Consider the following 26,936-nt stretch of genomic DNA (forward strand, 5'->3'; position numbering starts at 1 on the left):
CCGCGCGCGCAGTTGTGCGATCATTGACTGCCGGCCCTGTTCCCTCGGGCAGACATGCGCATCGCGACCCGCTTCCATCCGTTCAAGGAGAATGACCATGGCTTTTCCAACCGCTGTTAACAGTCAAATCACCGATTCGGTCACCCAGGCCAACACCAAGGTGCTGGGCGACGCGCCCGCCATGGCGATGGGCACGCTGTTCCAGGCCAGCGCCGAGACCCTGGCCGAGGCCGCGCACAATGCCACTGGCGCTCAGCAGCAAAGCAATATCGTCGCCCAGGCTGGCACCAGCATGGGAGTGGGGGTCTTGTACACGATCGACAGCGCCGCCGACGGCATCGCCACCAGGGCCAATCGCGGCGGCTGAGCGTGCGCGCCATCTTAGCGACCAGTGCCTTTATGAAAGGAACGTCCTCATGACTGTCATCGTTGCCGGCAAGCTGATTCAAGATCCCGCCGCGCTGTCCGAACTCGCGCGCCAGGTGCTGGCCTGCATCGACGGCGGCGTGCAATGGCTGGCCTGGGCCATCCCCCATCCCCAGGTCAGCTTTACCGTGGCGGACGAAACCACGCTGCTGGACGAGGTCCAGCAAGGATTGCATGGCTCGCCGATGACCTTGCTGCCGAAGTGGGGACTGATGCTCGGTCCGGTCAAGCTCATGACCCTCGGCAGCGCCAATCTGCGCCTGCTCGCCCAGTGCGAAAGCGGTGACGCCAGCAGCGCCATGTGGGCCCAGGCCGAGCGCTTCCTGCTCGATCAGCGCCTCTACACCGCGCAGCAGTTGAACGAGGCCAGCGCCTTCCTGCGCGCCCTGGGCGTGGGCGCGGCGCCGCTGTTTCAGGCCATCGGCTTGAACGAGCGCGTGACCCTGACCGAGCTGGCGATCGGGATCGGTGATACCCGGTCCGATAGCGTGGCGGTGACGCCGCTGCGCAAGGAAGCGGCCGCCTTTGCGGTGGAGCAGGCCCGTACCGTGGCCGAGTTTTGCGACTATTACCAGTTCTACCTGGTGTATGCGCGCAAGCGCGATGCCTTGTCGGCCACGGCGACGGTGCGTGCGCAACTGGCGAGCGAGGCCATGGCAACGCTGCTGCCGCTTGCCTTCGGCGCCCTCGACTGTCCGCAGCTGGAAGACCGCTTGCCGGCGCCGATGGAGGTCGACAGTGCGCTGCGTCACTGGCTGGCGCGCGGCGGCAAGGTCGGCTTTGCGCGCCTGTCGCAGGCGGTGTTGCAGGTCGCGGAGCACAGCGCGTTCACGACCGAAACGGGGGCCGCGGCGGCGCGCCTGCTGGAACAGTATCTGGGCGCGGCGCACGCCTTCCTGGACAGGCATCGCATCGCGGAAGGGCGCCTCGAGCAGGACGGCGCCACGCTGAGCTTCACCGTGCGCGGCGAGCGCCAGCAGGCGCGCCTGCACCTCAGTGCCGCGCGCGTGCTGTCCCTGCGCAGCTTCGGCAGCCTGACGTAGGCCTCCTCCTGGCGGCGGCGCCCATAAAAAAAACCGCCGGACTGCGCATCCGGCGGTTTTTTTCGTCAGCTGAAAACGCTTAGAAGGCGTAGCTGGCGCGCAGGTACACGGCGCGGCCGATCGGATCGCTGAAACGCGGATCGTAGCCCTTCTGGAACAGCGTGCCCTGGTTCGAGAACGGCGGCTGCTCGTCCAGCAGGTTTTTCAGGCCGGCGGTCAGGGTCAGGCCCTGGATGCCGCTGTAGCTGCCCGACAGGTTCAGCAGGCTGTAGGCCTCGACCTTGTGCTTGAACTCGTCGGCCACCTGGTTCTGGTCCTGGTACGAGGACTTGAACGATTGCGACAGGTTCACGCCCCACGGGCCATTGCTCCAGTTCAGCGCGGCCGTGTGCTGCCAGCGGAATACCGGCGCCATGTCGGCGTAGCGGCCCACGTTGTGGATGAACTCGCCATTGCGCTCGTTCTGGTAGTCGTACTTGTGCACGTAGGTGCCGTCCATCGTCACCGTGAAGTTGCCGAAGCTGGTGCGCGGCAGGCGCAGGGTGGCGCTCAGGTCGACGCCGTCGGTCTTGACTTCGCCCAGGTTGTTGAGGAAGTTCTCGATCGCGTTCGGCGAGCCGTCCGGGAAGCGCAGGAACAGGGCCTTGTACTTCTCGTAGTTGCCGTAGATGGTTTGCTCAGGCAGGGCGGCGATCTTGTCCTTCAACTGGATGTTCCAGTAATCGGCGGCAATCGTCACGCTCGGGATCGGCTCGATCACGGCGCCGAAGGAGAAGGACTTGGATTTTTCCGGCTTCAGGTTGATATTGCCGCCTTGCAGCTTGAACTGTTGCAGGTCGCAATCGCGCAGCGGATTCGAGCCGGGCTGCGGCTTGCCGCCCGGGCACAGGATCGGATCGTTGTAGCTGTCGTTGGTATCGTTGCGCGATGGCGGGCCGTTCTTTTCGAACAGGGTCGGGGCGCGGAAACCGGTGCTGGCCGAGCCGCGCACCAGCAACTGCGGCATGGGCTGGTAGCGCAGGCCGATTTTCGGGTTGGTGGTGTTGCCGACGTCGCTGTAGCGGTCGTAACGGGCCGCCAGCTGGATTTCCAGTTCCTTGGTGAACGGCAGGTTCAGTTCGGTGAACACGGCCTGGATATTGCGCGAACCGGATTTCGACAGCGAACCCGACAGGCCCGAGCTGGACGCCTGGCCGGCGATCGCGCGGTTGACGTTGAAGTCGGCCGTCTCGCGCCGGATCTCGGTGCCGACCGCCACCGCCATCTGGCCGCCGCCCATCGCCATGATGTCGCGGCTGGCCTTGAAGTCGAAGGCGGTGTTCTTCACTTCGGCGCTCTGGACGCGGCCGCGCAGGGCGGTGCTGTCCAGGTAAGCCTTGCCGGCCGCATCCTGCAGCGCGAACGGGTTGAGGATGCCGTTGGCCACGCCGGCCGCGAACGATGCGTCGGCCACGTAGCCGCCGACGAAGTCTTCGCTCGACTTGGAGATCGAGTGCGCGATGCCGCCCTTGTAATCCCAGCCGGACAGCACGCCTTCCATGCCCAGCACCACGCGGTCGGCCTTGCCCTGCGAATCGATGGTGCGCTGGCCCGCTTCGGTCGGACGCCAGTTGATCGACAGCGGTCCGCCCGAAACGCCGCTCTTCGGATAGTACTTGCTGGTGTTCGTCATGATCAGGCCGGTCTGCGGCGGCGGCGCGGTGCGCGAGGTGACGTCGTTTTGCGAATGCAGAAATTCCAGGCTGGCCAGGTGGTCGGCGCCCAGCTTCATGCTGCCGCGCGCGAAGACGGCCAGCTGTTCCTGGTCGGGCATGCTGTCGATCTGGCGCGTGTAATCCTGGCGGCAGATGCCGGCCGCGTTCGGTACCGAAAACGGCGGATTGCAACCCGCGGCCCAGCCCGGATTGCCGGACTTGTCGGCGGCGGCGTCGTAGAAGTTGCCGGGGAAGGTGGTGCCGGACGTCAGGTTCAGGCCGCGGCTGGGGACGATCCCGGTTTTCGAGAATTCGCGCTGCTGCGAGCTGATCGATTCCTGCTTATGCCAGTCGACCACGCCGAAGACATTGAAGCCGTCCTTGTCGAGGTTGCCGAAGCCGGAGGACAGGTTGACGCGTTCTTCGTCGCCGCCATCCTTGCGTGGACGCACCAGTTCGCCGGTGATGGTGGTGGTGGTGACCGAGCGCTTGGTGATGAAGTTGATCACGCCGCCGATGGCGTCGGTGCCGTAGATGGCGGAAGCGCCGTCGCGCAGCACTTCGACGCGGTCGAGGGCGGACAGGGGAATCATGTTCAGGTCGACGCTGGAGCTGTCGTAGGGGTGGTTGGCGAGGCGCCGGCCGTTGAGCAGCACCAGCGTCTTGTCGCCGCCCAGGCCGCGCAGGTCGGCGCTGGCCTGGCCGCCGGTCGGCAGGCCGCTGCTGTTGCCGCCAACCACGTTGCCGCTGCCCATGGTGCTCTGGTTCGATGGAATGCGGGAGAGCGCTTCCTGGGCCGTGGTCAATCCCTGTTTGATGAATTCGTCGGCTTTGATGATGGAGAGCGGGTTGGCGGTTTCGCTCTGAATGCGCTTGATCGACGAGCCGGTGATCTCGACGCGCTGCATTGGCTGGCCGTCCTGTGCGAACGCCGCGCCTGCAAAACCGCCGCCGGCTGCAAACATCGCGCCCAACGACAGGGATAATACGGTTGGCTTCATCATGCTGTTCAACTCCATCCAAAAGTGAGAGGGGACTATAGAATCATCAGGCGGCTGCGGGTGTCAATCGAACAAGATTGGCTTTGATCGAAATACAACGGAAATGGCTAAATTGTTTAGCTTGATTTGCAAAGTAAGCTTCCAGTCAGCAAGCATGTTCCGAGTGACAGCATCTGCTGCATTGCAACACTTGGCGCGCCGATGCATGGTCATACCGATAAGACGTGCATATGGAAAAGGGCAGTGCCTGAGCACCGCCCCTGTGGTTTGTGATGGCTTACCGGATCAGCTTAGAACTGGTAGCGCGCGCCGGCCTTGAAGTAGCGGCCGATGGCGCCGGAGGCGTCCATCGGGTTGTAGCTCATGCCGCCGTAGGTCAATGGATCGAGCGGCGCCACCTTGTCGAACAGATTGTTGACCGAGCCGAACAGCTGGAAGTTCTTCGACAGGTTGTAGCGCACCGACAGGTCGGTCGCGGTGAACGAGGCCAGCGTGCATTCCGCGTTCGGCGCCGAGGCGCCGTTGGCGAACTTCGATGCGCACAGGTCGCCTTCGAACTGCACGTTCTTCATCTTCGAACGGTAGTTGGTGGTCAGGGTCAGGTTCAGGTCCTGCCAGTCCCAGCCTGCCACGAAGCTGATCTTCTGCTTCGGCGTACCGGCGCAGTTGGAGGTGTCGCAGTTGCCGTGGGTGCCGGCGTACTGGTACTTGACGGTGGCCGACTCGGCCCGGATCCACGAATCGATGTAGGTCCAGGTCAGGCCCAGGTTGGCGCGGCCGTAGTCGCCGAGCTTGAACTTCTGCTTGATGTCGAGGTCGACGCCCTTGATTTCGGTGAAGCTCGAATTGCGGTACGGCGCATTCGAAATCAGGATGGTGCCGGTGTTCGGAATCGCCACGCCGCCCACCACCAGGTTGTTATCCGCGCGCACCGCGGTCGGCAGGGCCGCCGCTTCGTTGTACGGCAGCGGATTGATCTCGTCGCTGCGCTTGATCTTCCACAGGTCGACCGACAGGCTGGTGTCGTTGAGCGGATCCCAGACCATGCCGAGGGTCATGCCTTTCGAGGTTTCGGGCTTGAGGTTCGGGTTGCCGACCTTGACCGCCGCCAGCGAAATGGCGCAATCGGTGGCGCTGCCGCCGCCGGCTGCCGGCGTGCCGCCAGGGCAACGGATCGGATCGCGCGTGGTGGCGGTGCCGGTCGAACGCGACGAGGCGCTCGCTTCGGCCGCGCCCGGGGCGCGGAAGCCTTCCGAGTAGGTGCCGCGCAGGGCGAAGGTCTTGACCGGGGTCCACTTGGCGCCCAGCTTCGGCGTGGTCGAGGAGAAGTTGGTGTACTTGTCGTAACGCAGCGCGGCCGACAGTTCCAGCGACTTGATCACCGGCGCCGCCACTTCGACGAACACGGCCGAGATTTTCTCTTCGCCCTTGGCTGCCACGTACGACGAGTTGATGCTGCCGTCTTCGGTGCCCGAGAGGGAAGGATTGTCGAGTTTTTCGCGGCGGTGCTCGGCGCCCACGGCCACGCCCAAGGCGCCGCCCGGCAGCTGGAACAGCTCGCGCGAGGCCTTGAAGTCGACGATGTCGAGCTTGGTGGTCGAATGCGAGGTGGCCGTGCGCACCATGGCCTGGTACAGCGAGGCCGGGTTCTTGCCGGCCTGCTCGCCGATGTAGTACGGGAAGTACGGGCTGGCCGGATTGCCCAGCGCCGCCTGCACCACGCGCAGGTTCAGCATATTGCTGTACAGGAGGTCGAGTTTCGATTCCGAATGCACGTAGGAGGTGTCGAAATCCCAGCCCATGGCCGCGCCCTTGGCGCCGACCACGATGCGGTTGAATTCATTGTTGACCGAACGCTCGCTCGGGCCCACGTCGAAGGCCGAATAGCGCACGCGCACCGGCACGCCGTACGGGTTTTGCGGGTGGTTGGCGGCCAGCTGCATGGTGGTGCCGGCGCCCGAACCCCAGTTGGTCACGCCGGTCGGATTGCCGGCCGTCGGCGGGCCGGCATAGGTACGCGTGATTTCGCCCGGAATCAGGGTGAACGAGGTATCGCGCTTGGAGTAGCCGACTTCGCCGTAGACCTGCAGGTCCTCGCCCAGCTTCTTGCTCACGCGCGAGTACAGGTTCAGGCCGTCGACCTGGGGCTGCATCGAGCGGAACTGGTCGTGGTGCCACAGGCAGCCGCCTTGCGGGTCGCGGTTGGCGGTTTGCGACAGGGCCGCGCAGCCGGGCAGCGAGACGTAGGTGTTGTTGGCCGGATTGCGGATCGAGCCGGTCGGGCTGGCGCCGGTGTTGTTGCTGCCCGCCAGGTAGCCGGAGGCGAACTGGGTATCCATCGCATAGCCGTACGGGCGCAGGTCGCCGTGGCCGATCCAGCCGCGCTCGGCGCGGTCTTTGTTCTTCAGTTCGTTGTTGGTGTAGTACTCGGCGTTGACCAGCACGTTGTAACCGTCGGCTTCCAGGTTGCCCTTGCCCCAGGTCAGCGAGCCCTTGGCCATTTCGCCATCCTTGTACTTGGACTGGCCGATCGTGCCCTTGGCGATCAGGCCCGTGAAATCCTTGCGCAGGATAATGTTCACCACGCCGGCGATCGCGTCCGCGCCGTAGGTCGAGGAAGCGCCGTCTTTCAGCACTTCGATGCGCTCGACCGCTTCCATCGGGATGGTCGAGAGGTCGGTGAAGCTCTTCTGGCCGTCGTCGGCGCGCGCGAACGGCGCCATGCGGCGGCCGTTGAGCAGGACCAGGGTCGAGGTGGCGCCGAGGCCGCGCAGCGAAATCGCGGTCGAACCGGCGGCGAAGCCGTTGCCGAAGCCGGTCGGCAGCGAGCCCGCGCCATCGGCGGTGAGAGTCTGGAGGTATTCGGCGACGGTGCCCTTGCCCGACTTGGCCATGTCTTGCGCGGTGATGACCTGGACTGGGGAAGCGGTTTCGGCGGTAGCACGCTTGATGCTGGAACCGGTGACCTCGACGCGTTGGATCGGGCCGGACGGGTCTTGCGCCATGGCCGGTGCGGCCAGGGAGAATGCTGCCGAAGCGAGCGCCACTGAGACGGCGTGCGCCATTACGGTTTTTCTAAACATGGGTAACTCCAGAGGGTATCAATGTTAAAAACTTCTATATCTGCATGCATATTTCGCTTTCCGCCGCATTCCCAGCACAGGCTTTCTGAGATGGGCGGAAAATACATGGTGTCTCTCGTTTTCTTGTGAAATAGTTGGTGAGAACGTTTTCCAAGCGCACACATCTCAACACTGGAATGTCGGACTGTCAATGTACACACAAGCCAGTTTGGCAGCGAAACAACAGTTTCCCGACGCTACAAATTTGTACTTGAATTTGTGTCCGTTGTCTGCCGTCAACGAAGATTATTTTCTATGTGGCAATGACGACATTGTTCGCCTGTCATCACCGCAGGGAGCGGAAATGCGCTATCGTCATGCCCTGCCGACGAACCGGCCATACCGACCGCGAAGGACCCGCTCCAGCCCATGCTTGCCTATCTCCTGCGCCGCCTGTGGCAGATGCTGCCCACCATGGCCGGCGTCGTGCTGCTGGTGTTCATCCTGTTCAACTGGATTGGCGGCGATCCCGCGTACCTGCTCGCCGGCAAGATGTCCGACGCCGCCGAGATCGAGAACATCCGGCGCCAGCTCGGCACCGACCAGCCGATGCCTGTGCAGCTGTGGATCTTCGTCAAGCAAATCCTCATGTTTGATTTCGGCAACGCCTGGAGCACGGGCGAACCGGTTTCGCGCATCATCGCCAGCCGGCTGGGGCCGTCGCTGACCATCCTGGTTCCGCTGACCGTGCTGGAAACCCTGATCGGGATTGGACTGGCGCTGGCCGTGGCCTTCGTGCGCGGCTCGCTGACCGACCGCGCGCTGATGCTGGCCTGCACGGTCGGGATGTCGGTCAGCATCCTGGTGTACATCATCGCCTTCCAGTACGGGCTGGCTTACAAGCTGGGCCTGTTTCCGGTGCAGGGCTGGGGGAGCGGGCTGGGCGAGAACCTGCTGCGCTACGCGGCGCTGCCGGTGCTGATCGGGCTGACGGTATCGCTCGCGCCGACCCTGCGCCTGTACCGCAGCTTCGTGCTCGACGAAGTGCAGCAGGACTACGTGCGCACGGCGCGCGCCAAGGGCTTGCCGGAACGGCGCATCATGTGGGTGCACGTGCTGCGCAATGCCGCCATTCCGATCATCACGCACGTGATGGCCAACCTGCCGGCCCTGCTGATCGGCGCGTTCCTGCTGGAGCGGTTTTTCGGCATTCCCGGGATCGGGCGCGAAGTCATCCTGGCGGTCGAGCGCAGCGATTTTCCGGTGATTAAGGCGATCACCGTGTACGTGGCTGCCGCCACCATGGTGTTCAACCTGCTGGCCGACCTGCTGTACAAGGCGGTCGATCCGCGCGTGCAGCTGGCATGACGAAGCGCAACCCTGCGGGTCTGTGGACCCTGGCCCTGCGGCGCCTGCGCGCCGACCGCGTGGCGATGGCGTCGCTGGCGGTGCTGGCGCTGTTCCTGGCGCTGCTGGCCTTGTCCAGCTTGGGCCTGGTCGCCGCCGGCTGGGAAGAGGAGGTGGCCGTCAGCTACGCGCCGCCCTCCTTGCTCGGCCCGGATGCGCCTGTGCATGACGGCGCCGTGGCGGCGCGCGCGGCGCCGCCGCCGAACGCCTTCGATCCGCTGGCCGCCGATATCGCCGCGCTTGTCAGCGAACGCGGCGAGGCCATCGCCGCGCCCGCGCCGGCGCGCCTGGCCACCCTGCCGTTCGGGGCCGACAAATGGGGCCACGACATCCTGCTCAAGACCATCAAGGGCGGCGAAACCTCGATCGTGGTGGGGCTGGCGGCGGCGCTGCTGGCGGTCGCGCTGGGGACCTTGTTCGGGGCCGTGTCCGGCTACTTCGGCGGCGTGGTCGACGACCTGTTCAACTGGTTCTACAGCGTGTTCACGGCGATTCCCGCGATCCTGATGATCCTCGCGGTGGCGGCGGTGCTGCAGCACAAGGGCGTGGCGACCATCGTGCTCATTCTCGGGCTGACCGGCTGGACCGGGCCGTACCGCCTGATGCGCGCCGAATACATGAAGCACAAGGGACGCGAGTACGTGCTGGCGGCCGACGCCATCGGCGCCTCGCACTGGCGCAAGATGTTCTCGCATATTTTTCCCAACGTCAGCCATGTGGCGCTGGTGCAGTTGTCGATCCTGGCGGTCGGCTTCATCAAGGCCGAAGTGATCCTCAGTTTCCTCGGCTTCGGCGTGCCGGTCGGCGTGGTCTCGTGGGGCAGCATGCTGAACGAAGCGCAGAACGAACTGATCCTCGGCAAATGGTGGCAGCTGGGCGCCGCCGCGAGCGCCATGGCGCTGCTGGTGACGGCGTTTTCGCTGTTTACCGACGCGCTGCGCGATGCGCTCGATCCCAAACTCAAGTAGAGGACGGCATGCTGCTTCAGGTAGACAATTTGCGCATCGCCTTTCGCGTCGACAAGCACACCACGGTCGAGGCGGTGCGCGGGGTATCGTTTTCGGTGCCGCGCAATGCCACGGTGGCGCTGGTGGGCGAGTCCGGCAGCGGCAAGTCGGTCAGCTCGCTGGCGGTGATGGGTTTGCTGGCGCCGGAGACGACGCTCGTCGATCCGGCGTCGCGCATCGTGTTCGACGGGACCGACCTGCTGGCGCTGCCGCGCGCCGCGCGGCGCCGCCTGTGCGGCAAGGAGATCGCGATGATTTTCCAGGAGCCGATGTCGTCCCTCAATCCGGTGCTGACGGTCGGCTACCAGATCGGCGAAGTGCTGCGCCAGCACATGGGCATGAGCGCCAGGCAGGCGCGCGTGCGTACCCTGGCCCTGCTCGATGAAGTCGGCATGCCCGATGCGGCGCGCAAGATCGATGCCTATCCCGCCCAGTTGTCCGGCGGCCAGCAGCAGCGCGTGATGATCGCCATGGCGATCGCCTGCGAGCCGGCCCTGCTGATCGCCGACGAACCGACGACCGCGCTCGACGTCACCATCCAGAAACAGATCATGGCGCTCATTGCCAGCCTGCAGAAGCGGCGCGCCATGTCGGTCCTGTTCATCACGCACGACCTGGCGCTGGTGAGCGAGATGGCCGACCGGGTGATCGTGATGCGCCACGGCCAGGTGCGCGAGCAGGGCCCGGCGCGCCAGGTGCTCGATCATCCGCAGGACGCCTATACGCGCGCGCTGCTGCATTGCCGTCCGCGCCTGGACCAGCGTCCGCTGCGCCTGCCGGTGCTGGAGGATTACCTGGAAGGGCGCGCGCAGGAGGGCGGCGCGCAACGCGTGCGTGGCTCTGTGGCGGGCGAGCAGAACGTGCTGGTGGTAAACAATCTGAGCAAGAGCTTCTATGCGCGCGAGGGCCTGTTCGGCAAGCGCGAACTGCGCGCCGTGAGCGATGTGTCGTTCACCCTGGCGCGCGGCAAGACCCTGGGCGTGGTGGGCGAGTCCGGCTCGGGCAAGACCACGGTCGGACTGACCCTGCTGCGGCTGCACCAGGCCACCGGCGGCACGGCCCTGTTCGACGGCAAGGACCTGATCGGCATGCCGGCGCGCGACTTCATGGCCTACAAACGGCGCATCCAGATTGTTTTTCAAAACCCGTACGCCTCGCTCAATCCGCGTTTTACGGTGGGGCAGATCCTGCTCGAGCCGATGCGCATCCACCGCATCGGCGCGGGCGACGGCGAACGCGCCGCCATGGCGCTGCGACTGCTCGACAGGGTCGGCCTGCCGGCGCAGGCCATGCAGCGCTATCCGCACGAGTTTTCGGGCGGGCAGCGGCAGCGCATCGCGATCGCGCGCTGCCTGACCATGCGCCCCGAGATCCTGGTCTGCGACGAATCGGTGTCCGCGCTCGACGTCTCGGTGCAGGCGCAAGTGCTCAACCTGCTGCAGGACCTGCAGGACGAATACCGCATGAGCTACCTGTTCATCTCGCACGACCTGGCGGTGGTGAAATACATGGCCGACCGGGTCATGGTGATGCGCGCCGGCAGGGTGGTCGAGATGGCCGATTCGGACGAGCTGTACCGTAATCCGCAGGATCCGTATACCCAGGCGCTGCTGGCGGCGATTGCGCGCGCGTAAACGATCCGCATGCGGCGCCGTTGCCACAGGCGCTGGTCGCGGGCGGGGCGCGATACCACCTTCGGGGGAGAAGGGCGGCGCGTTTTCGGATAAGATAGCGGCATGCCCAATCTTATCGAACTGCTGCAGGTCTACGGTGTGCTCATCGTGTTCGCCATCGTGCTGATCGAGCAGATCGGGATGCCGATCCCGGCTTTCCCCATCCTGATCGTGGCCGGCGCGCTGTCGGCGGGCGGCGAGATGAGCTGGGGCGTGTGCCTGGCGGTCAGCATCGTCGCCTGCCTGATCAGCGACGTGGTCTGGTTCAACGCCGGGCGCTATTACGGCAAGCGCATCCTGCGGCTGCTGTGCAAGATCTCGCTCTCGCCCGACTACTGCGTCAGCCAGACCGAAGACCGCTTCAAGCGCTTCGGCCCCAAATCGCTGATGGTCGCCAAGTTCATTCCCGGCTTTAACATCATCGCCTCGCCCATGTCGGGCGCGCTGGGGGTGAGCGCGCCGCGCTTCCTCGCCTTCAGCATGACGGGCAGCCTGTTCTGGAGCGGCACCGGGATCGCGCTCGGCGCCATCTTCCACAAGAGTGTCGACAAGGTCCTGCTCATGCTCGAAAACATGGGCAGCACCGCCCTCATGGTCCTGCTGAGCTTGCTGGGACTGTTCATCCTGTACAAATACATCGAGCGGCGCCGTTTCCGCCAGGGCATGCAGATCGAACGCATCAGCATGAGCGACCTGGCCCAGCTGATCCGCGGCGGCCAGCAGCCGATCATCGTCGACGCGCGCAGCATCACCGCGCAGCAGCTCGAACAGGCCGTGCCCGGCGCGCTGATCTACAACGCCTCGGCGCGCGAGGGCTTCGTCGCCCTGCTCGACAAGGAGCGCCACATTGTCGTGTACTGCAGCTGCCCGAACGACGTCACGGCCGCCCAGGTGGCCAAGGAACTGATCGCGCTCGGCTACCACCGCGCCCGCCCGCTGCATGGCGGACTGGACGCCTGGAATGCCCACCACGCCGGCGAAGCCGGCCAGCAGGCCGCCCACGCCGGCTGATTCCCCCTTCCGCAACCTCCCTGTCGCCCACGCCGCGCGTACCTATACTACGCCCGGTGTTGGTGAAACTCGCCTTGAGGCCGGAATTTGCGCTCCCGATGTACTAAAACTACAAAGAAAGCTTGCACCGTGGGCATGTGATCCATTAAGCTTGGCGAGTCCATCCTACACTCGCCGCCATGACCGACCACGCCACCGCGCCACACCCTGCTGTCCCGTCTTCCCCGTCTTCTCCGTCTTCTCGGTATACCGATGGTCCGCGCCTGCTGGCCGACATCGGCGGCACCAACGCCCGCTTCGCGCTGGAAACGGCTCCCGGGCAGGCCGGCCTGATCGACGTCCTGCCGTGTGCCAACTACCCGACCCTGGCCGACGCCCTGCGCGCCTATCTGGGCTCGCCCAAGGTGGTCGCGGCCGGGGTGGCCGGCTTGCGCCACGCGGCGCTGGCGATTGCCAATCCGATCACGGGCGACATGGTGCGCATGACCAACCATCACTGGGAGTTTTCGATTGCCGCCTTGCGCCTCGAGTGCGGCTTCGAGACGCTGGAAGTGGTCAACGACTTCACCGCGCTGGCGCGCGCCTTGCCGCACCTTGCCGACGGGCAGAAGCAGCAGATCGGCGGCGGCGCGGCGCGCGCGCATACGCCCTTGGGGCTGGTCGGGGCGGGAACCGGGCTGGGCGTGTCGGGACTGATTCCGGCGGGCGACAGCTGGACCGCCTTGCTCAGCGAAGGCGGGCACGTGACGTTTTCGCCGGCCAACGAGACCGAAGTGGCGATCCTGCAGTATGCGTGGCGCCAGTACGAGCATGTCTCGGCGGAACGGCTGCTGTCGGGCGACGGTATCGAGCTGATCTATCGCGCGCTGGCGCAGCATGCCGGGCAGGCGGCGCAGGAGCTGGACGCGCCCGAGATCTCGCGGCGCGCGCTGGCGGGCGAATGTGCGCTATGCGACCGGGCGATCGAGGCCTTCTGCGGCATGCTGGGCACGGTGGCGGGCAATCTTGCGATTACCCTGGGGGCGCAGGGCGGTATCTACATCGGTGGCGGGATCGTGCCGCGCCTGGGCGAGCGCTTTGCGCGCTCGTGCTTCCGTACGCGCTTCGAGCAGAAAGGGCGCTTCGTCAACTACCTGGCGCAGGTGCCGACGTTTGTCATTACGGCCGACTACCCCGCCTTCCTCGGCGTTTCCGCGGTCCTTTCCGAAAAGCTCGGCCGCTAAAACTTCACCACGGTCCGGCCTCCGATTCGCAATTAATTTCTCAAAGGCACACTCAAAGGCACAGCAATCTGCGTCATTTCTGAGGTTTTGCCAGGAAAATTCCCGCCACCGGGGTCAGAGCTTTAATTAGAAACTTCATTATCCCCGGCATTTTCCCGTACCCTGGCCTGCGCTCTGGCCAGCAATTCATTGAATTTCTTGTGTCTGATAAGCCAGTTTACGGCACACTTGCGGGCCGAAAATTCAGCTGTCTCCTGACGCTTTTCATAGAGGGGGTGGCGAGAATGGCGCGCGACTCTGACGCTGCGGTGTTCGTGCGGTAACTAGCTTCTCATCGGTGGTCAGGCCCCGCTCGGGAGCCCGTTCGGTTTCCGGACGGTATTTAGATGCAAATTAAAGCTCTGACCCCGGTTTGGGGGGGGAACTGATTGCTGATCAGGGCGCAGGCCCCGGGTGCGGCGCGTTTGCAGGCGTTTCCGACGCCGGGGATTGTGCTTTTTGCGCTTTTATCGGGTACAATGGCCTGTGTTGGAGTAAACGATGTCGATCGTTCGTGTAGTGCGCGCCCGGAGCTTGGCCTCCTTGCCGCTGCGACGAACCAGCGTTTCTCTTGAAAATCAACGGTTTAGCCTCGCCAGGTATGCAGGCAACCGTGTGGCAGGGTTCGCATCTCGCCACCTGTAACATTCCCGCCCAGCGCGCTTCGTCCCGGGCGACGGATTCCAGTTTCAACGTGTTTTCATGCTGTCGGCGTCTTGTTTGACGCGCGCCACCATGCGTTGAGTGGTATTTGTTTGATTTTTTCTCGCACCTAATTGCAACATCCGCACAGACATCGTTATGAATACTGATGAGGCCAAACGGGTCCTCGAAACCGCTTTGCTCTGTGCGCGCGAGCCCATGTCGATCCATGGCATGAAGAAGCTGTTCGTCGATGTCGATGACCATGGCCGCCCGATCGGCGCCGGGGTCGGCGCCGACACCATCAAGATCATGCTGGAAGAGTTGCGCCGCGACTGGAGCGAACGCGGCATCGAAATCGTCAGCCTGGCCAGCGGCTGGCGCTTCCAGAGCCGCCCTGAAATGAAGCAGTACCTCGATCGCCTGAGCCCGGAAAAGCCGCAGAAGTATTCGCGCGCGACCCTGGAAACCCTGGCGATCATCGCCTATCGCCAGCCGGTCACCCGCGGCGATATCGAAGAAATACGCGGCGTTGCCGTCAATTCGCAGACGATCAAGATGCTGGAAGACCGCGGCTGGATCGATGCGATCGGTTATCGCGATGTGATCGGCCGCCCGGCCTTGCTGGGCACGACCAAGCAGTTCCTTGACGATCTGGGCTTGAATTCGCTGTCCCAGCTGCCTCCCTTGCAGCAAATCAGCGACATGCAGGGCGGTCACGAAATGGAAGCACTCGAGGCTGCCTTGCAGGAAAATTTTGATAAAGCGGCGGCCTCGGAGGCCGCAAACGACGATGGTGCAGGTAGCGGCGACGCGCTGGAGGCATTTCCTCCCGCCGTCGCGGATGCGGCCGGCTCCGATACTTCATCTCCTGAAGTCCTCATTCACGACCCTGCGCCAGAAATAACGGTTGACGCTGCGCCAGGTCAGCACAACCAAGAAACGAATAATGAATCCAACTAAACCGACTGAGACAATTACCGCCGACATCGCTGGCATGGATGAGGCCGCGACTAAGCCAAAACGCCGCACCAAGGCACAGATAGAGGCGGACGCCGCCGCCGGCATCGAGGCGCCGAAACCGAAGCGCGCCGCCGCCAAAAAGGCCGTCGCCGACAGCGAGGCCAGCGCGCCCGCCGCCGACGCCGCGCCCGCCAAGGCCCCGGCCAAGCCGCGCACGAAAAAGGCAGTTGCCGTAGCAGCGGATGAGTCCGCTCCAGCAGCCGCCAGCGCCGCCGCTCCCGCAGCAGCCGCTCCCGCAGCGGCCGCTCCGGCAGCCGCCGCCAGCGCCCCCGTGGACGCCGCCCCGGCCGCCAGCGACAAGCCCGCCGCCCGCAAGCCGCGCGCCCCGAAAGCAGTCGTCGCCGAGTCCGCTCCCGCCGCCGATGCGGCCGCCCCGGCCGCCGACGGCGCCGCCCCCGCCAATGGCGAACGCGGCCCGCGCCCGCCACGCGGCCCGCGCCAGATGCGCGAACTGCGCGGCCAGCGCGAAGCCCGCATCCAGATGGAGCGCCTCGAAGCCGGCGAGCCGGCGGAACCTGTCGCCGAAGCGCCGGCCGAGCCGGCCGCCCGTCCCGAGCGCGGCCCGCGTCCGGAGCGCAGCCTTGACGCCAAGCCGCGCGTCAAGAAGAACAAAAAAGGCAATCCGGGCCTGCAGCACCACGGCAAGAACAAGCTGAACGACGCCGATGCGGCCTTCTCGTACGTCACCTCGGACGCCTTCGACGCCAACGACGGCGGCCGTTCGCAGCCGGTCAAGCAGGTGCGGCGCGACCTGACCTCGGACGACGACGCACCGAAATTGCACAAGGTCCTGGCCGAAGCCGGCCTCGGTTCGCGCCGCGACATGGAAGACCTGATCGTCGCCGGCCGCGTGTCGGTCAACGGCGAGCCGGCCCACATCGGCCAGCGCATCCTGCCGACCGACGCCGTGCGCATCAACGGCAAGCTGATCCACCGCAAGGTGAGCAGCAAGCCGCCGCGCGTGCTGGTGTACCACAAGCCGGCCGGCGAAATCGTCAGCCACGACGATCCGGAAGGCCGTCCATCGGTGTTCGACCGCCTGCCGACCATGAAGGCCGGCAAATGGCTGGCCGTCGGCCGCCTCGACTTCAATACCGAAGGTCTGCTGCTGTTTACGACTTCCGGTGACCTGGCGAACCGCCTGATGCACCCGCGCTACAACATCGACCGCGAATACGCGGTGCGTACCCTGGGCGAACTGGAAGAGGGCATGCGCCAGAAACTGCTGGCCGGCGTCGAGCTCGACGATGGTGTGGCATCCTTCACCAAGATCGCCGACGGCGGCGGCGAGGGCATCAACAAATGGTACCGCGTGGTCATCGGCGAAGGCCGCAACCGCGAGGTGCGCCGCATGTTCGAGGCGATCGGCCTGACCGTCTCGCGCCTGATCCGTACCCGCTACGGCATCATGACCCTGCCAAGCAACCTGAAACGCGGCCGCTGGGATGAGCTGGAAGAAAACACCGTGCGCGACCTGCTGGCCGCGTTCGGGGTCGAGAAGAAGGGCGCCGGCAACGACGCGCGCGGTCCGAAGGGCCGTGGCGACGCCAAGCAGCGCAGCGACGACGACAAGCGTTCCGACGGCAACCGCATCGACCGCGTCGACGCCAACCGCAATGCCGATCCTTTCGGTCCGCCGAGCGGGCGCGGCGCTGCGGGACGCGGCGCCGGCGGCCGTCCGCAGGGACGTCCCGGCGGCATGGGCGGCATGGGTGGCATGGGCGGACAGCCGCGCGGCGCCGGCGGGTTCGACGGCCAGGGCCGCGGCCAGGGCCGTCCGCAAGGCGATGGCCAGCGTTCGGCGCGTCCGCAGGGCGACGCCCAGCCGCGCAGCGGCCGTCCGGGCGGCAATGGCGGCAATGGCGGCAATGGCGGCGGCGCCAAGGGCCCGCGCCAGCCCGACCCGTTGCAGACCACCTTCGGTTTCGCCAATGCCGGCGGCGGCAATCGCCGTCCGCAGGGGCCGCAAGGCCAGCGTGGCGCCGACCACGGCATGCCGCGCCGCGGCCGCCGCGGTTAAGGCTTGCCCCGCCTGCGGCAATGCCGCAGGCGGGGCCGCGCGGTGTTGTTTTGCGGCCTACGGCGGCGCGCACGCATCCCGGCGCGGCACTTCTGGCCCGGCTTTTGTTTTAAACTTGTTAAGTGTTGTATGCCTGTTCATTTGCCCGTCATCGGATTGCGAACGGCCCGATAACAGGTTATAATCTGCAGCCTAATAAAAGTTCTTCCCACCTCGGACGGGTGCAAGTACTTTCATGTGGTTGGGAGTATAGGAAGATGGGCACATGCCCATTTTTTTTTTGGTAAATCGTTTTTAGTGGTCCCGCGGGACCGTGATCTGGAGAACTTGTTTGCAGCAGTTTGAATTAATCGCCAAGACAGTCAGTGGCCTGGGCTACGAACTCGTTGAAGTCGAACGGGGCGAGCGCGGCATCCTGCGCGTGTATATCGATTTCACTGCAGCCGACGCGGCCGAAAAGGGCCCGATTACGGTCGAGGACTGCGCCACCGTGAGTCACCAGCTGTCGCACGTACTGACGGTCGAAAACGTCAATTACGAGCGCCTGGAAATCTCGTCGCCGGGGCTGGACCGCCCGGTGCGCACCCTGGCCGATTTCGCGCGTTTCGCCGGTTGCGAATGCACCGTCAAGCTGCGCGTGGCCCTGCCCGGCACGGCCGACCGCAAGACCTACACTGGCGTCTTGCAGGCCCCGGAAGGCGAGAATATCGCATTGGAATTTGAAAGCAAGGATGGTCCGGCGCTGTTGGAGTTTACGCTCGCCGACTTGGATAAGGCACGCTTGGTGCCGCAGGTGGATTTTAGGAGTCGCAAAGCATGAGTCGCGAAGTTTTACTATTGGTTGATGCGCTGGCGCGCGAAAAAAATGTCGATAAAGATGTGGTCTTCGGGGCGCTCGAATTCGCCTTGGCGCAAGCCACGAAGAAGCGTTACGAGGGCGAAGTCGACATTCGCGTGTCCATCGACCGCGATTCGGGCGAGTTCGAATCCTTCCGCCGCTGGCACGTCGTGCCCGACGAGGCCGGCCTGCAACTGCCCGACCAGGAAATCCTGCACTTCGAAGCCAAGGAAAACATCCCCGACATCGAAGTCGACGAATACATCGAAGAACCGATCGAGTCCGTGGAATTCGGCCGCCGCTTCGCGCAGGACACCAAGCAGGTGGTCCTGCAGCGTGTGCGCGACGCCGAGCGCGAACAGATCCTGGTCGACTTCCTGGAGCGCGGCGACTCGCTCGTGACCGGCACCATCAAGCGCATGGAACGCGGCGACGCGATCGTCGAATCGGGCAAGATCGAAGCGCGCCTGCCGCGCGACCAGATGATCCCGAAAGAGAATCTGCGGATCGGCGACCGCGTCCGCGCTTACATCCTGCGCATCGACCGCAATATGCGCGGCCCGCAGGTGATCCTGTCGCGCACCGCGCCGGAATTCATCATGAAGCTGTTCGAACTGGAAGTGCCGGAAATCGAACAAGGCTTGCTGGAAATTAAATCGGCGGCGCGCGACGCCGGCGTGCGCGCCAAGATCGCCGTCTACACGGCCGACAAGCGCATCGACCCGATCGGCACCTGCGTCGGCATGCGCGGTTCGCGCGTGCAGGCCGTGACCGGCGAACTGGGCGGCGAGCGCGTCGACATCGTGCTGTGGTCGGAAGACCCGGCGCAATTCGTCATCGGCGCCCTGGCCCCGGCCAATGTGTCGTCGATCATGGTCGACGAAGAAAAGCATGCGATGGACGTCGTTGTCGACGAGGAAAACCTGGCAATCGCGATCGGCCGTTCCGGCCAGAACGTACGCCTGGCTGCCGAGCTGACCGGCTGGAAGATCAATATCATGACGGCGGAAGAGTCCGAGAACAAATCGGCTCAGGAAACCGCGGCGGTACGCGCGCTGTTCATGGAAAAACTCGACGTCGACCAGGAAGTGGCCGACATCCTGGTGGAAGAAGGCTTCGCTAGCCTCGAAGAAATCGCGTATGTGCCGATTTCCGAGATGCTCGATATCGAATCCTTCGACGAAGATACCGTCAACGAACTGCGGACCCGTGCCCGCGATGCGCTGGTGACCGAAGCGATCGCTTCGGAAGAAGGCCTGGAAGGGATGGACGAGCAGCTGGTTAACCTGGAAGGCATGGACCGCAACACTGCGGGCAAGCTGGGCCTGGCCGGTATCAAGAACGTTGAGGCGTTCGCGGCGCTCGCGTACGACGAATTCGGTGCCATCCTGGCGCTGGCGTCGGACCGTGCACGCGATCTGATCAAGAATGAATTTAATGATGTGACCGACGACGAGATGAAGCTGGTCGACTCAAAGTATGACGACCGCGCCAAGGCGCTGCAGGCGAAAGCCTGGAGCCTGGCAGAAGTGGCCAAGGCTTAATTTGAGTAACCTTATCATCTGTCTCGACACAAAGAAAAGAGGACTGAATGGCGAGTAACAACGTAGCCCAATTTGCCACCGAACTGAAGATGCCTGCAGATTTGCTGCTGACGCAGCTGCGTTCTGCCGGCGTCGATAAAAGTTCGACGTCAGATCCATTGTCGAAAGATGATAAGGATAAGTTGTTGGATCACCTGCGCCGCACCCACGGCACGGCAACCGACACCGAGAAGAAGAAAATCACGCTGACGCGCAAAGAAACCACTGAGATCAAGCAGGCTGACGCCACCGGCAAGTCGCGCACGATCCAGGTAGAAGTGCGCAAGAAGCGCACCTTCGTCCAGCGCGACGATCCGGCACCGGCGCCCGCGCCGGTGGCCGCAGCCCCTGTTGCACCAGTGATCGATGCGGCCGAAGTGGCCCGTCGCGAGGAAGAAGCACGCCGCCAGCAAGAGCTGATTGCGCGCCAGGAAGCCGACCTGCGTGAAAAGCAGGAGCGCCTCGCCAAGCTGGACGCTGAAAAAGAAGCCCAGGCCAAGCAGGCCGAGCAGGACGCCAAGAAGGAAGCCGACGCCGAAGCGAAGCGGGTAGCCGCTGCCGCCGCCGCGGCCGCCGCTGGCGCCGACCAGGCTGCCGCCGAGGAAGCCAAGAAGACGGCCGCCGACGAAGCCAAGAAGAAGGCTGCGCTCGCCGCCCAGGAAGCTGCGGCCCGTGCCGAAGCGAACGAGCGCGCCCGCAAGGCCGTGGCCGACGAAGTGGCGCAGATCAAGGCCATGATGAATGCGCCGCGGCGCGCGATCAAGGCGCCGGAACCGGCGCCTGCGCCGGTGGCCGCCCTCAAGCCGAAGGCGCCGGAAGGCACCCTGCACAAGCCGGCCGACAAGAAACCGGGCGACAAGCCTGGCGACAAGAAGCCGGCCACGGCCGACAAAAAGTCGATCAAGTCGGCCAATGTGTCGTCGACCTGGTCGGACGACGCCAAGAAACGCGGCGCGCCGGGCTCGATCAAGCCACGTGGCAACACCGGTTCGCCGGGTGGCCGCGACAGCTGGCGCGGTGGCGCCAAGGGCCGCCGTCCATCGCACAGCGATGACCGCGAAACCAATTTCCAGGCGCCGACCGAAGCGGTGGTCAAGGACGTGCACGTTCCTGAAACCATCACGGTGGCCGAACTGGCGCACAAGATGTCGGTCAAGGCATCCGAAGTGATCAAGCAGCTGATGAAGCTGGGCCAGATGTGCACCATTAACCAGGTGCTGGACCAGGAAACGGCGATGATCCTGGTCGAAGAAATGGGCCACAAGGCATTTGCGGCCGAACTCGACGATCCGGAAGCGCTGCTGGCCGACCAGGGCGAGCACGCCCACTTCGAGTCGAAGGCGCGCGCACCGGTGGTCACCGTCATGGGTCACGTCGACCACGGCAAGACCTCGCTGCTGGACTACATCCGCCGCGCCAAAGTGGCGTCGGGCGAAGCGGGCGGGATCACGCAGCACATCGGCGCCTACCACGTCGAAACGCCGCGCGGCATCATCACCTTCCTCGACACCCCGGGCCACGAAGCGTTTACCGCGATGCGTGCCCGTGGCGCCAAGGCAACCGACATCGTCATCCTGGTGGTTGCCGCCGACGATGGCGTGATGCCGCAAACCAAGGAAGCGATTGCTCACGCAAAAGCTGCAGGCGTACCGCTGGTGGTGGCGATCAACAAGATCGACAAACCGGGCGGCAACGTCGACCGCGTCTCGCAAGAGCTGATCGCCGAGCAGGTCGTGCCGGAAGAATACGGTGGCGAATCGCCCTTCGTGCCGGTATCGGCCAAGACCGGCCAGGGTATCGATGCCCTGCTGGAACAGGTTCTGCTGCAAGCCGAAGTGCTGGAACTCAAAGCCCCGGTCGACGCCCCGGCGCGCGGCCTGGTGGTCGAGGGACGCCTGGACAAGGGCCGCGGTCCGGTCGCGACGATCCTGGTGCAGTCCGGTACCCTGCGCCGCGGCGACGTGATCCTGGCCGGCTCCTCGTATGGCCGCGTGCGCGCCATGCTCGACGAGAACGGCAAGGCGATCACCGAAGCCGGTCCGTCGATCCCGGTCGAAATCCAGGGCCTGACCGAAGTGCCGGTGGCCGGTGAAGAAGTGATGGTCATGGCCGACGAGCGCAAGGCGCGCGAAATCGGTCTGTTCCGTCAAGGTAAGTTCCGCGACGTCAAACTGGCCAAGCAGCAAGCGGCCAAGCTGGAAAACATGTTCGACAACATGGGCGAAGGCGAAGTCAAGAATCTGCCGGTCATCGTCAAGACCGACGTCCAGGGTTCGCAGGAAGCGCTGGTCGGCTCCCTGCAAAAACTGTCGACTTCCGAAGTGCGGGTACAGGTTGTGCACGCGGCGGTGGGCGGCATTACCGAATCGGACGTCAACCTGGCGGTCGCATCGAAGGCGGTCATCATCGGGTTCAACACCCGTGCCGACGCCCAGGCGCGCAAGCTGGCCGAGTCGAACGGCGTGGACATTCGCTACTACAACATCATTTACGATGCGATCGACGAGATCAAGGCGGCCTTGTCGGGCATGCTGGCACCGGAGAAGCGCGAGCACATCACCGGCCAGGTCGAGATTCGCCAGGTCATCCTGGTCTCGAAAGTCGGCGCGATTGCCGGTTGCCTGGTCACCGATGGCGTGGTCAAGCGTTCGTCCTCGGTACGCCTGCTGCGCAACAACATCGTGGTGTGGACCGGCGAGATCGACTCGCTCAAGCGCTTCAAGGACGACGCGAAAGAAGTGCGCGCCGGTCTGGAGTGCGGCCTGTCGCTCAAGAACTACAACGATATCGAAGTCGGCGACGTCCTCGAAGTGTTCGAAGTTCAAGAGATCGCCCGTACCTTGTAATCGTTGGCGGCGGCATCGGAAAGCATCCTGGCGACAGGCTGCGGACCGGGTGCCGCCGACTTCCGCCGACGCCATTCTGGCCGCAAGCCCCCAAACCGTCATTCCCGCGCAGGCGGGAATCCAATCTTCGTCGCTGAGCGAAGGAGCCTTGGATTCCCGCCTGCGCGGGAATGACGGTTTTAAGGTTTATGGCGACAACTGCGCCATGCCCGAGCGGGCGCGCGGCGCGGCATCCTGCCGCCGCTTCAGGGCACGCCACAATGTGCCCCCTACAAAATCATAAAGAGTAGTATACGAACATGGCTAAACACAGCAAAACCATTCCCGCCCGCGGCTTGCGCGTGGCCGACCAGATCCAGCGCGACCTGGCAGAAATCGTCGCGTACGGTCTGAAAGACCCGCGCATCGGCATGATCACCATCACCGAAGTCCAGATCACCCCCGACTACGCCCACGCCAAGGTGTTCTTCACCATGTTCAAGGACGACAAGGAATCGATCAGGAACACGGTCGACGGCCTTGGCGCCGCAGCCGGCTTCATCCGCAACCAGCTGGGCAAGCGCCTGCACATCCACACCCTGCCGATGCTGCATTTCGTGCACGACACCTCGACCTCGCGCGGCATGGAAATGTCGCTCCTGATCGACCAGGCCAACGCCACCCGCGCGGCCGATGCCGAGCCGGATCCGCTGCCGCAAGACAGCGCGGCCCCGGCAGCCAAGCCAGACGCCGAATAACGCAGCATGAAACAAGCCCATATCAAACGGGTGCGCGACCTGGTCGACGGCGTGCTGCTGCTCGACAAGCCGGTCGGCCTGTCGTCCAACGATGCGCTGATCAAGGCCAAGCGCGTGCTCAATGCCAAGAAAGCCGGCCACACGGGCACGCTCGATCCTTTCGCCACCGGTTTACTGCCGCTGTGCTTCGGCGAAGCGACCAAATTCTCGCAAGACCTGCTCGAAGCCGACAAGACCTACGAAACCACGGTCCACCTGGGCATCACCACCACCACCGGCGACACCGAGGGCGAAGCGATCGACATGCGCGACGTCGACGTCACCCTGGCCCAGATCGAGGCGGTGCTGCCGCGCTTCCGGGGCCCGATCATGCAGGTGCCGCCCATGTATTCGGCGCTCAAGCGCGACGGCAAGGCGTACTACGAGTACGCGCGCGAAGGCATCACGCTCGAACGCGAGGCGCGCCCGGTGACCATTCTCAAGCTCGAACTGATCTCCTTCGAGACGCCGCTGCTCAAACTGGCTGTCACCTGCAGCAAGGGCACCTACATCCGCGTGCTGGGCGAAGACATCGGCCAGGCGCTCGGCTGCGGCGCCCACCTGGTGCAGCTGCGCCGCACCCGGGTCGGCGCCCTGACCATCGACGGCATGGTGACGCTGGAAGCCTTGCAGGCCCATGCAGAACCCTTGAGCCTGCTGGCCCCGGTCGATGCCTTGCTGTCGAGTTTTCCGGCGCTGCAATTGACGCAAGAACTGGCGAAACGCTTCCTGCAGGGCCAGCGGCTTGCCCTCGGCAAGGAAGAGGGACTGAGCCTGCCCGCCACCCTGGGCCGGGTGCGCGTGTACCACGACGAGCGCCTGCTCGGCACCGCCAACTTGCAGGAATACGCGATCCTGGCGCCCGAGCGCCTGATCGCCGCCACGCACGGGTAAATGCCGTTCACGCCCTTCCACCTCGGGCCGGGCGCGGCGATGAAGGCCGTCGGCGGGCGTCATGTCAGCTTCATGGCCTTCGGCGGCGCCCAGGTGCTGATGGATATCGAACCGCTGGTGCGCATGATCGCCGCCAGCGACATCCTGCACGGCCCCACCCACAGCCTGCCCGGCGCGCTGCTGGTCGGCGCGCTGGCCGCGCTGAGCGGCAAACCGGTCAGCGAATTCGTGCTGCGGCTACTGCGCATTCCCCATCAGGCGATCAGCTGGCTCGCCTCGTGCACGGGGGCCTTCCTCGGCACCTTTTCCCATGTGTTCCTCGACGCCATCATGCACGGCGACATGCAGCCATGGTGGCCGCTGTCGGGCGCCAACCCCTTCCTCGGCCTGGTGTCGCTGCGCACCTTGCATCTGGCCTGCGTGGCGGGCGCGGCGCTGTGGCTGGTGGCCGACGCCTGGCGCCGCTTCAGGCAAGGCCGGCAGCGGCGGTGACGCCCGCGCATCGGCCTGCGCCATCCTTGTCATGCTGCGGACACGAAAAGCCCGCACAATTGCAGCTCCCCGTTGCGTATCTGTGGTGAAAAAAGCAGCAAGCCATTGAAATTGCAGGGCTTTTCAAATTGGTGGTGCGCAATACACCGCTTTAGCGTGCTATACTAGTCGGTTCCTGATTTACGCAGCACCGTACACCTTCGTACACCACGTACATTTCCGTTCCTTACGACCATGTCAAATTCAAAACGCGCAATTCGTAACATCGCTATCATCGCCCACGTTGACCACGGCAAAACCACGCTCGTGGACAAGCTGCTGCGCCAATCCGGTACCTTCCGTGAAAACCAGGCAGTCGAAACCCGCGTAATGGATTCGAACGACCTCGAAAAAGAACGTGGCATTACGATTCTGTCGAAGAACTGCGCGGTTGAATACAACGGCACCCACATTAACATCGTCGACACCCCGGGCCACGCCGACTTCGGCGGCGAAGTCGAGCGCGTGCTGTCGATGGTCGACTCGGTGCTGCTGCTGGTCGATGCGCAGGAAGGCCCGATGCCGCAGACCCGCTTCGTGACGCGTAAAGCGCTGGCGCTGGGCCTCAAGCCAATCGTCGTGGTCAACAAGATCGACCGTCCGGGCGCGCGCGCCGAATGGGCGATCAACCAGACCTTCGAACTGTTCGACAAGCTGGGCGCCACCGACGAACAGCTGGACTTCCCGGTCGTGTTCGCATCGGCCCTGAACGGCTACGCCAGCCTGGACGCGGAAACCCGCGAAGGCGACATGACCCCGCTGTTCGAAGCCATCCTCAAGCACGTTCCCGTGCGTGACGACAATCCGGACGGCCCGCTGCAGATGCAAGTGACCTCGCTGGACTACTCCTCGTACGTCGGCAAGATCGGCATCGGCCGCATCAACCGCGGCCGCGTGAAGACCGGCCAGGACGTCATCGTCCTGAACGGTCCCGATTCGACCCCGATCAAGGGCCGCATCAATCAGGTGCTGAACTTCAAGGGCCTGGAACGCGTGCTGGTCGACGAAGCGGTCGCCGGCGACATCGTGCTGATCAACGGTATCGACGAAATCGGCATCGGTTCGACCATCTGCCAGCCGGACACCCCGGAAGCGCTGCCGATGCTGACCGTCGACGAGCCGACCCTGACCATGAACTTCATGGTCAACAACTCGCCGCTGGCCGGCCGCGAAGGCAAGTTCGTCACCAGCCGCCAGCTGCGCGACCGCCTGGACCGCGAACTGAAAGCCAACGTCGCCCTGCGCGTGGCGCCGACCGACGACGACACGATTTTCGAAGTCTCGGGCCGTGGCGAACTGCACCTGACGATCCTGATCGAAAACATGCGCCGCGAAGGCTTCGAGCTGGCCGTCTCGCGTCCACGCGTGGTGTTCAAGATGGTCGACGGCGTGCGCCACGAGCCGTTCGAGCAACTCTCGGTCGACGTGGAAGAAGCCAACCAGGGCGGCGTCATGGAAGAACTGGGCCGTCGTCGCGGCGACCTGCAGAACATGGAATCGGACGGTAAGGGCCGTGTTCGTCTGGAATACAAGATTCCTGCACGCGGCCTGATCGGCTTCCAGGGCGAATTCATGACCCTGACCCGCGGTACCGGCCTGATGAGCCACGTATTCGACGAATACGCACCGGTCGACAACTCGAAAGGCGAAATGGCCGGCCGCCGCAACGGCGTGCTGATCTCGCAGGACGACGGCGCCGCTGTTGCCTACGCCATCTGGAAACTGCAGGACCGCGGCCGCATGTTCGTGGTGCACAACGACCCGGTCTACGAAGGCATGATCATCGGCATTCACTCGCGCGACAACGACCTGGTGGTCAACCCGATCAAGGGCAAGCAGCTGACCAACGTGCGTTCCTCGGGTACCGACGAAGCGGTGCGCCTGGTACCGCCGATCCAGATGTCGCTCGAATACGCGGTCGAATTCATCGCCGACGACGAACTGGTCGAAATCACGCCGAAATCGATCCGCCTGCGCAAGCGCTTCCTGAAAGAGCACGAGCGCAAAAAAGCCAGCCGCGAAGCGTAATCGACGCCGGCGGCGTGCCCCGCACGCTGTCGCGACAACGCCTTCCCCCGGACTTGCATCGGCATCGATGCGGGCCCGGCGGAAGGCGTTTTGCATTCCACCGGGGTCAGAGCTTTAAATTGCAATATTGCTCACGGGCGAGCGGATTATGCGGATCGTATTGACGAGC

At 64.4% G+C, this 26,936-nt stretch carries 18 protein-coding genes; 16 read left to right on the plus strand and 2 right to left on the minus strand.

All coding sequences use genetic code 11. From position 1 onward, the window contains the following. Positions 1–97: 97 nt before the first annotated feature. Positions 98–367 (plus strand): RebB family R body protein, encoded by a 270-nt coding sequence (locus EJB06_RS28295; RefSeq protein ID WP_126077383.1) that lies wholly within the window; start codon positions 98–100, stop codon positions 365–367. A gap of 49 nt (positions 368–416) precedes the next feature. Beyond that, positions 417–1,469, plus strand: a complete 1,053-nt coding sequence (locus EJB06_RS28300) for a hypothetical protein (RefSeq protein WP_126077384.1) — start codon at positions 417–419, stop codon at positions 1,467–1,469. A gap of 79 nt (positions 1,470–1,548) precedes the next feature. Here EJB06_RS28300 and EJB06_RS28305 read toward each other — a convergent pair whose 3' ends face one another. Both EJB06_RS28305 and EJB06_RS28310 read right to left on the minus strand, forming a co-directional pair. Beyond that, positions 1,549–4,167 carry a TonB-dependent receptor gene (locus tag EJB06_RS28305; protein ID WP_126077385.1) on the minus strand — a complete coding sequence of 873 codons (2,619 nt, stop codon included), beginning with the start codon at positions 4,165–4,167 and terminating at the stop codon, positions 1,549–1,551. A gap of 287 nt (positions 4,168–4,454) precedes the next feature. Next, positions 4,455–7,247: a TonB-dependent receptor gene (locus tag EJB06_RS28310; RefSeq protein ID WP_198420940.1), complete on the minus strand. Its 2,793-nt coding sequence runs from the start codon at positions 7,245–7,247 to the stop codon at positions 4,455–4,457. A gap of 408 nt (positions 7,248–7,655) precedes the next feature. Between EJB06_RS28310 and EJB06_RS28315 the strand changes: the two genes are divergently transcribed. From EJB06_RS28315 to typA, 14 genes are all read left to right on the plus strand, one after another. Beyond that, positions 7,656–8,594: an ABC transporter permease gene (locus EJB06_RS28315; RefSeq protein WP_126077386.1), complete on the plus strand. Its 939-nt coding sequence runs from the start codon at positions 7,656–7,658 to the stop codon at positions 8,592–8,594. Continuing rightward, complete coding sequence (locus tag EJB06_RS28320) at positions 8,591–9,601, plus strand: ABC transporter permease (RefSeq protein WP_126077387.1); 1,011 nt, start codon at positions 8,591–8,593, stop codon at positions 9,599–9,601. The genes EJB06_RS28315 and EJB06_RS28320 overlap by 4 nt, the downstream gene beginning before the upstream one ends. Before the next feature lie 8 nt (positions 9,602–9,609). After that, positions 9,610–11,274: an ABC transporter ATP-binding protein gene (locus EJB06_RS28325; protein WP_126077388.1), complete on the plus strand. Its 1,665-nt coding sequence runs from the start codon at positions 9,610–9,612 to the stop codon at positions 11,272–11,274. Between the two features lie 102 nt (positions 11,275–11,376). Beyond that, positions 11,377–12,324 (plus strand): VTT domain-containing protein, encoded by a 948-nt coding sequence (locus EJB06_RS28330; RefSeq protein WP_126077389.1) that lies wholly within the window; start codon positions 11,377–11,379, stop codon positions 12,322–12,324. A 179-nt stretch (positions 12,325–12,503) separates the two neighbouring features. Next, entirely contained in the window at positions 12,504–13,547 is a 1,044-nt protein-coding gene (locus EJB06_RS28335) for a glucokinase (protein WP_126077390.1), read from the plus strand. 840 nt (positions 13,548–14,387) lie between these two features. Beyond that, complete coding sequence (gene scpB, locus EJB06_RS28340) at positions 14,388–15,191, plus strand: SMC-Scp complex subunit ScpB (protein WP_126077391.1); 804 nt, start codon at positions 14,388–14,390, stop codon at positions 15,189–15,191. Next, entirely contained in the window at positions 15,178–17,271 is a 2,094-nt protein-coding gene (rluB, locus tag EJB06_RS28345) for a 23S rRNA pseudouridine(2605) synthase RluB (protein WP_126077392.1), read from the plus strand. The genes scpB and rluB overlap by 14 nt, the downstream gene beginning before the upstream one ends. A gap of 331 nt (positions 17,272–17,602) precedes the next feature. Continuing rightward, the gene (gene rimP / locus EJB06_RS28350) at positions 17,603–18,091 is read left to right on the plus strand and encodes a ribosome maturation factor RimP (protein WP_126077393.1); all 489 of its coding nucleotides are present in this window, start codon (positions 17,603–17,605) and stop codon (positions 18,089–18,091) included. Continuing rightward, complete coding sequence (gene nusA / locus EJB06_RS28355) at positions 18,088–19,653, plus strand: transcription termination factor NusA (protein WP_099874597.1); 1,566 nt, start codon at positions 18,088–18,090, stop codon at positions 19,651–19,653. Before rimP ends, nusA begins: the two co-directional genes overlap by 4 nt. Positions 19,654–19,700: 47 nt before the next feature. Then, the gene (gene infB / locus EJB06_RS28360; RefSeq protein WP_126077394.1) at positions 19,701–22,538 is read left to right on the plus strand and encodes a translation initiation factor IF-2; all 2,838 of its coding nucleotides are present in this window, start codon (positions 19,701–19,703) and stop codon (positions 22,536–22,538) included. Between the two features lie 299 nt (positions 22,539–22,837). After that, positions 22,838–23,275 carry a 30S ribosome-binding factor RbfA gene (gene rbfA, locus EJB06_RS28370; RefSeq protein ID WP_126077396.1) on the plus strand — a complete coding sequence of 146 codons (438 nt, stop codon included), beginning with the start codon at positions 22,838–22,840 and terminating at the stop codon, positions 23,273–23,275. 6 nt (positions 23,276–23,281) lie between these two features. Further along, complete coding sequence (gene truB / locus EJB06_RS28375; RefSeq protein WP_126077397.1) at positions 23,282–24,208, plus strand: tRNA pseudouridine(55) synthase TruB; 927 nt, start codon at positions 23,282–23,284, stop codon at positions 24,206–24,208. After that, positions 24,209–24,700, plus strand: coding sequence for a metal-dependent hydrolase (locus EJB06_RS28380; RefSeq protein WP_126077398.1), 492 nt, complete (start codon positions 24,209–24,211; stop codon positions 24,698–24,700). Between the two features lie 234 nt (positions 24,701–24,934). After that, entirely contained in the window at positions 24,935–26,767 is a 1,833-nt protein-coding gene (typA, locus tag EJB06_RS28385; RefSeq protein WP_126077399.1) for a translational GTPase TypA, read from the plus strand. Positions 26,768–26,936 lie beyond the last annotated feature (169 nt).

It is taken from the genome of Massilia atriviolacea (genome assembly GCF_003953935.1).
In the GTDB taxonomy this organism is placed as follows: domain Bacteria; phylum Pseudomonadota; class Gammaproteobacteria; order Burkholderiales; family Burkholderiaceae_D; genus Telluria_A; species Telluria_A atriviolacea.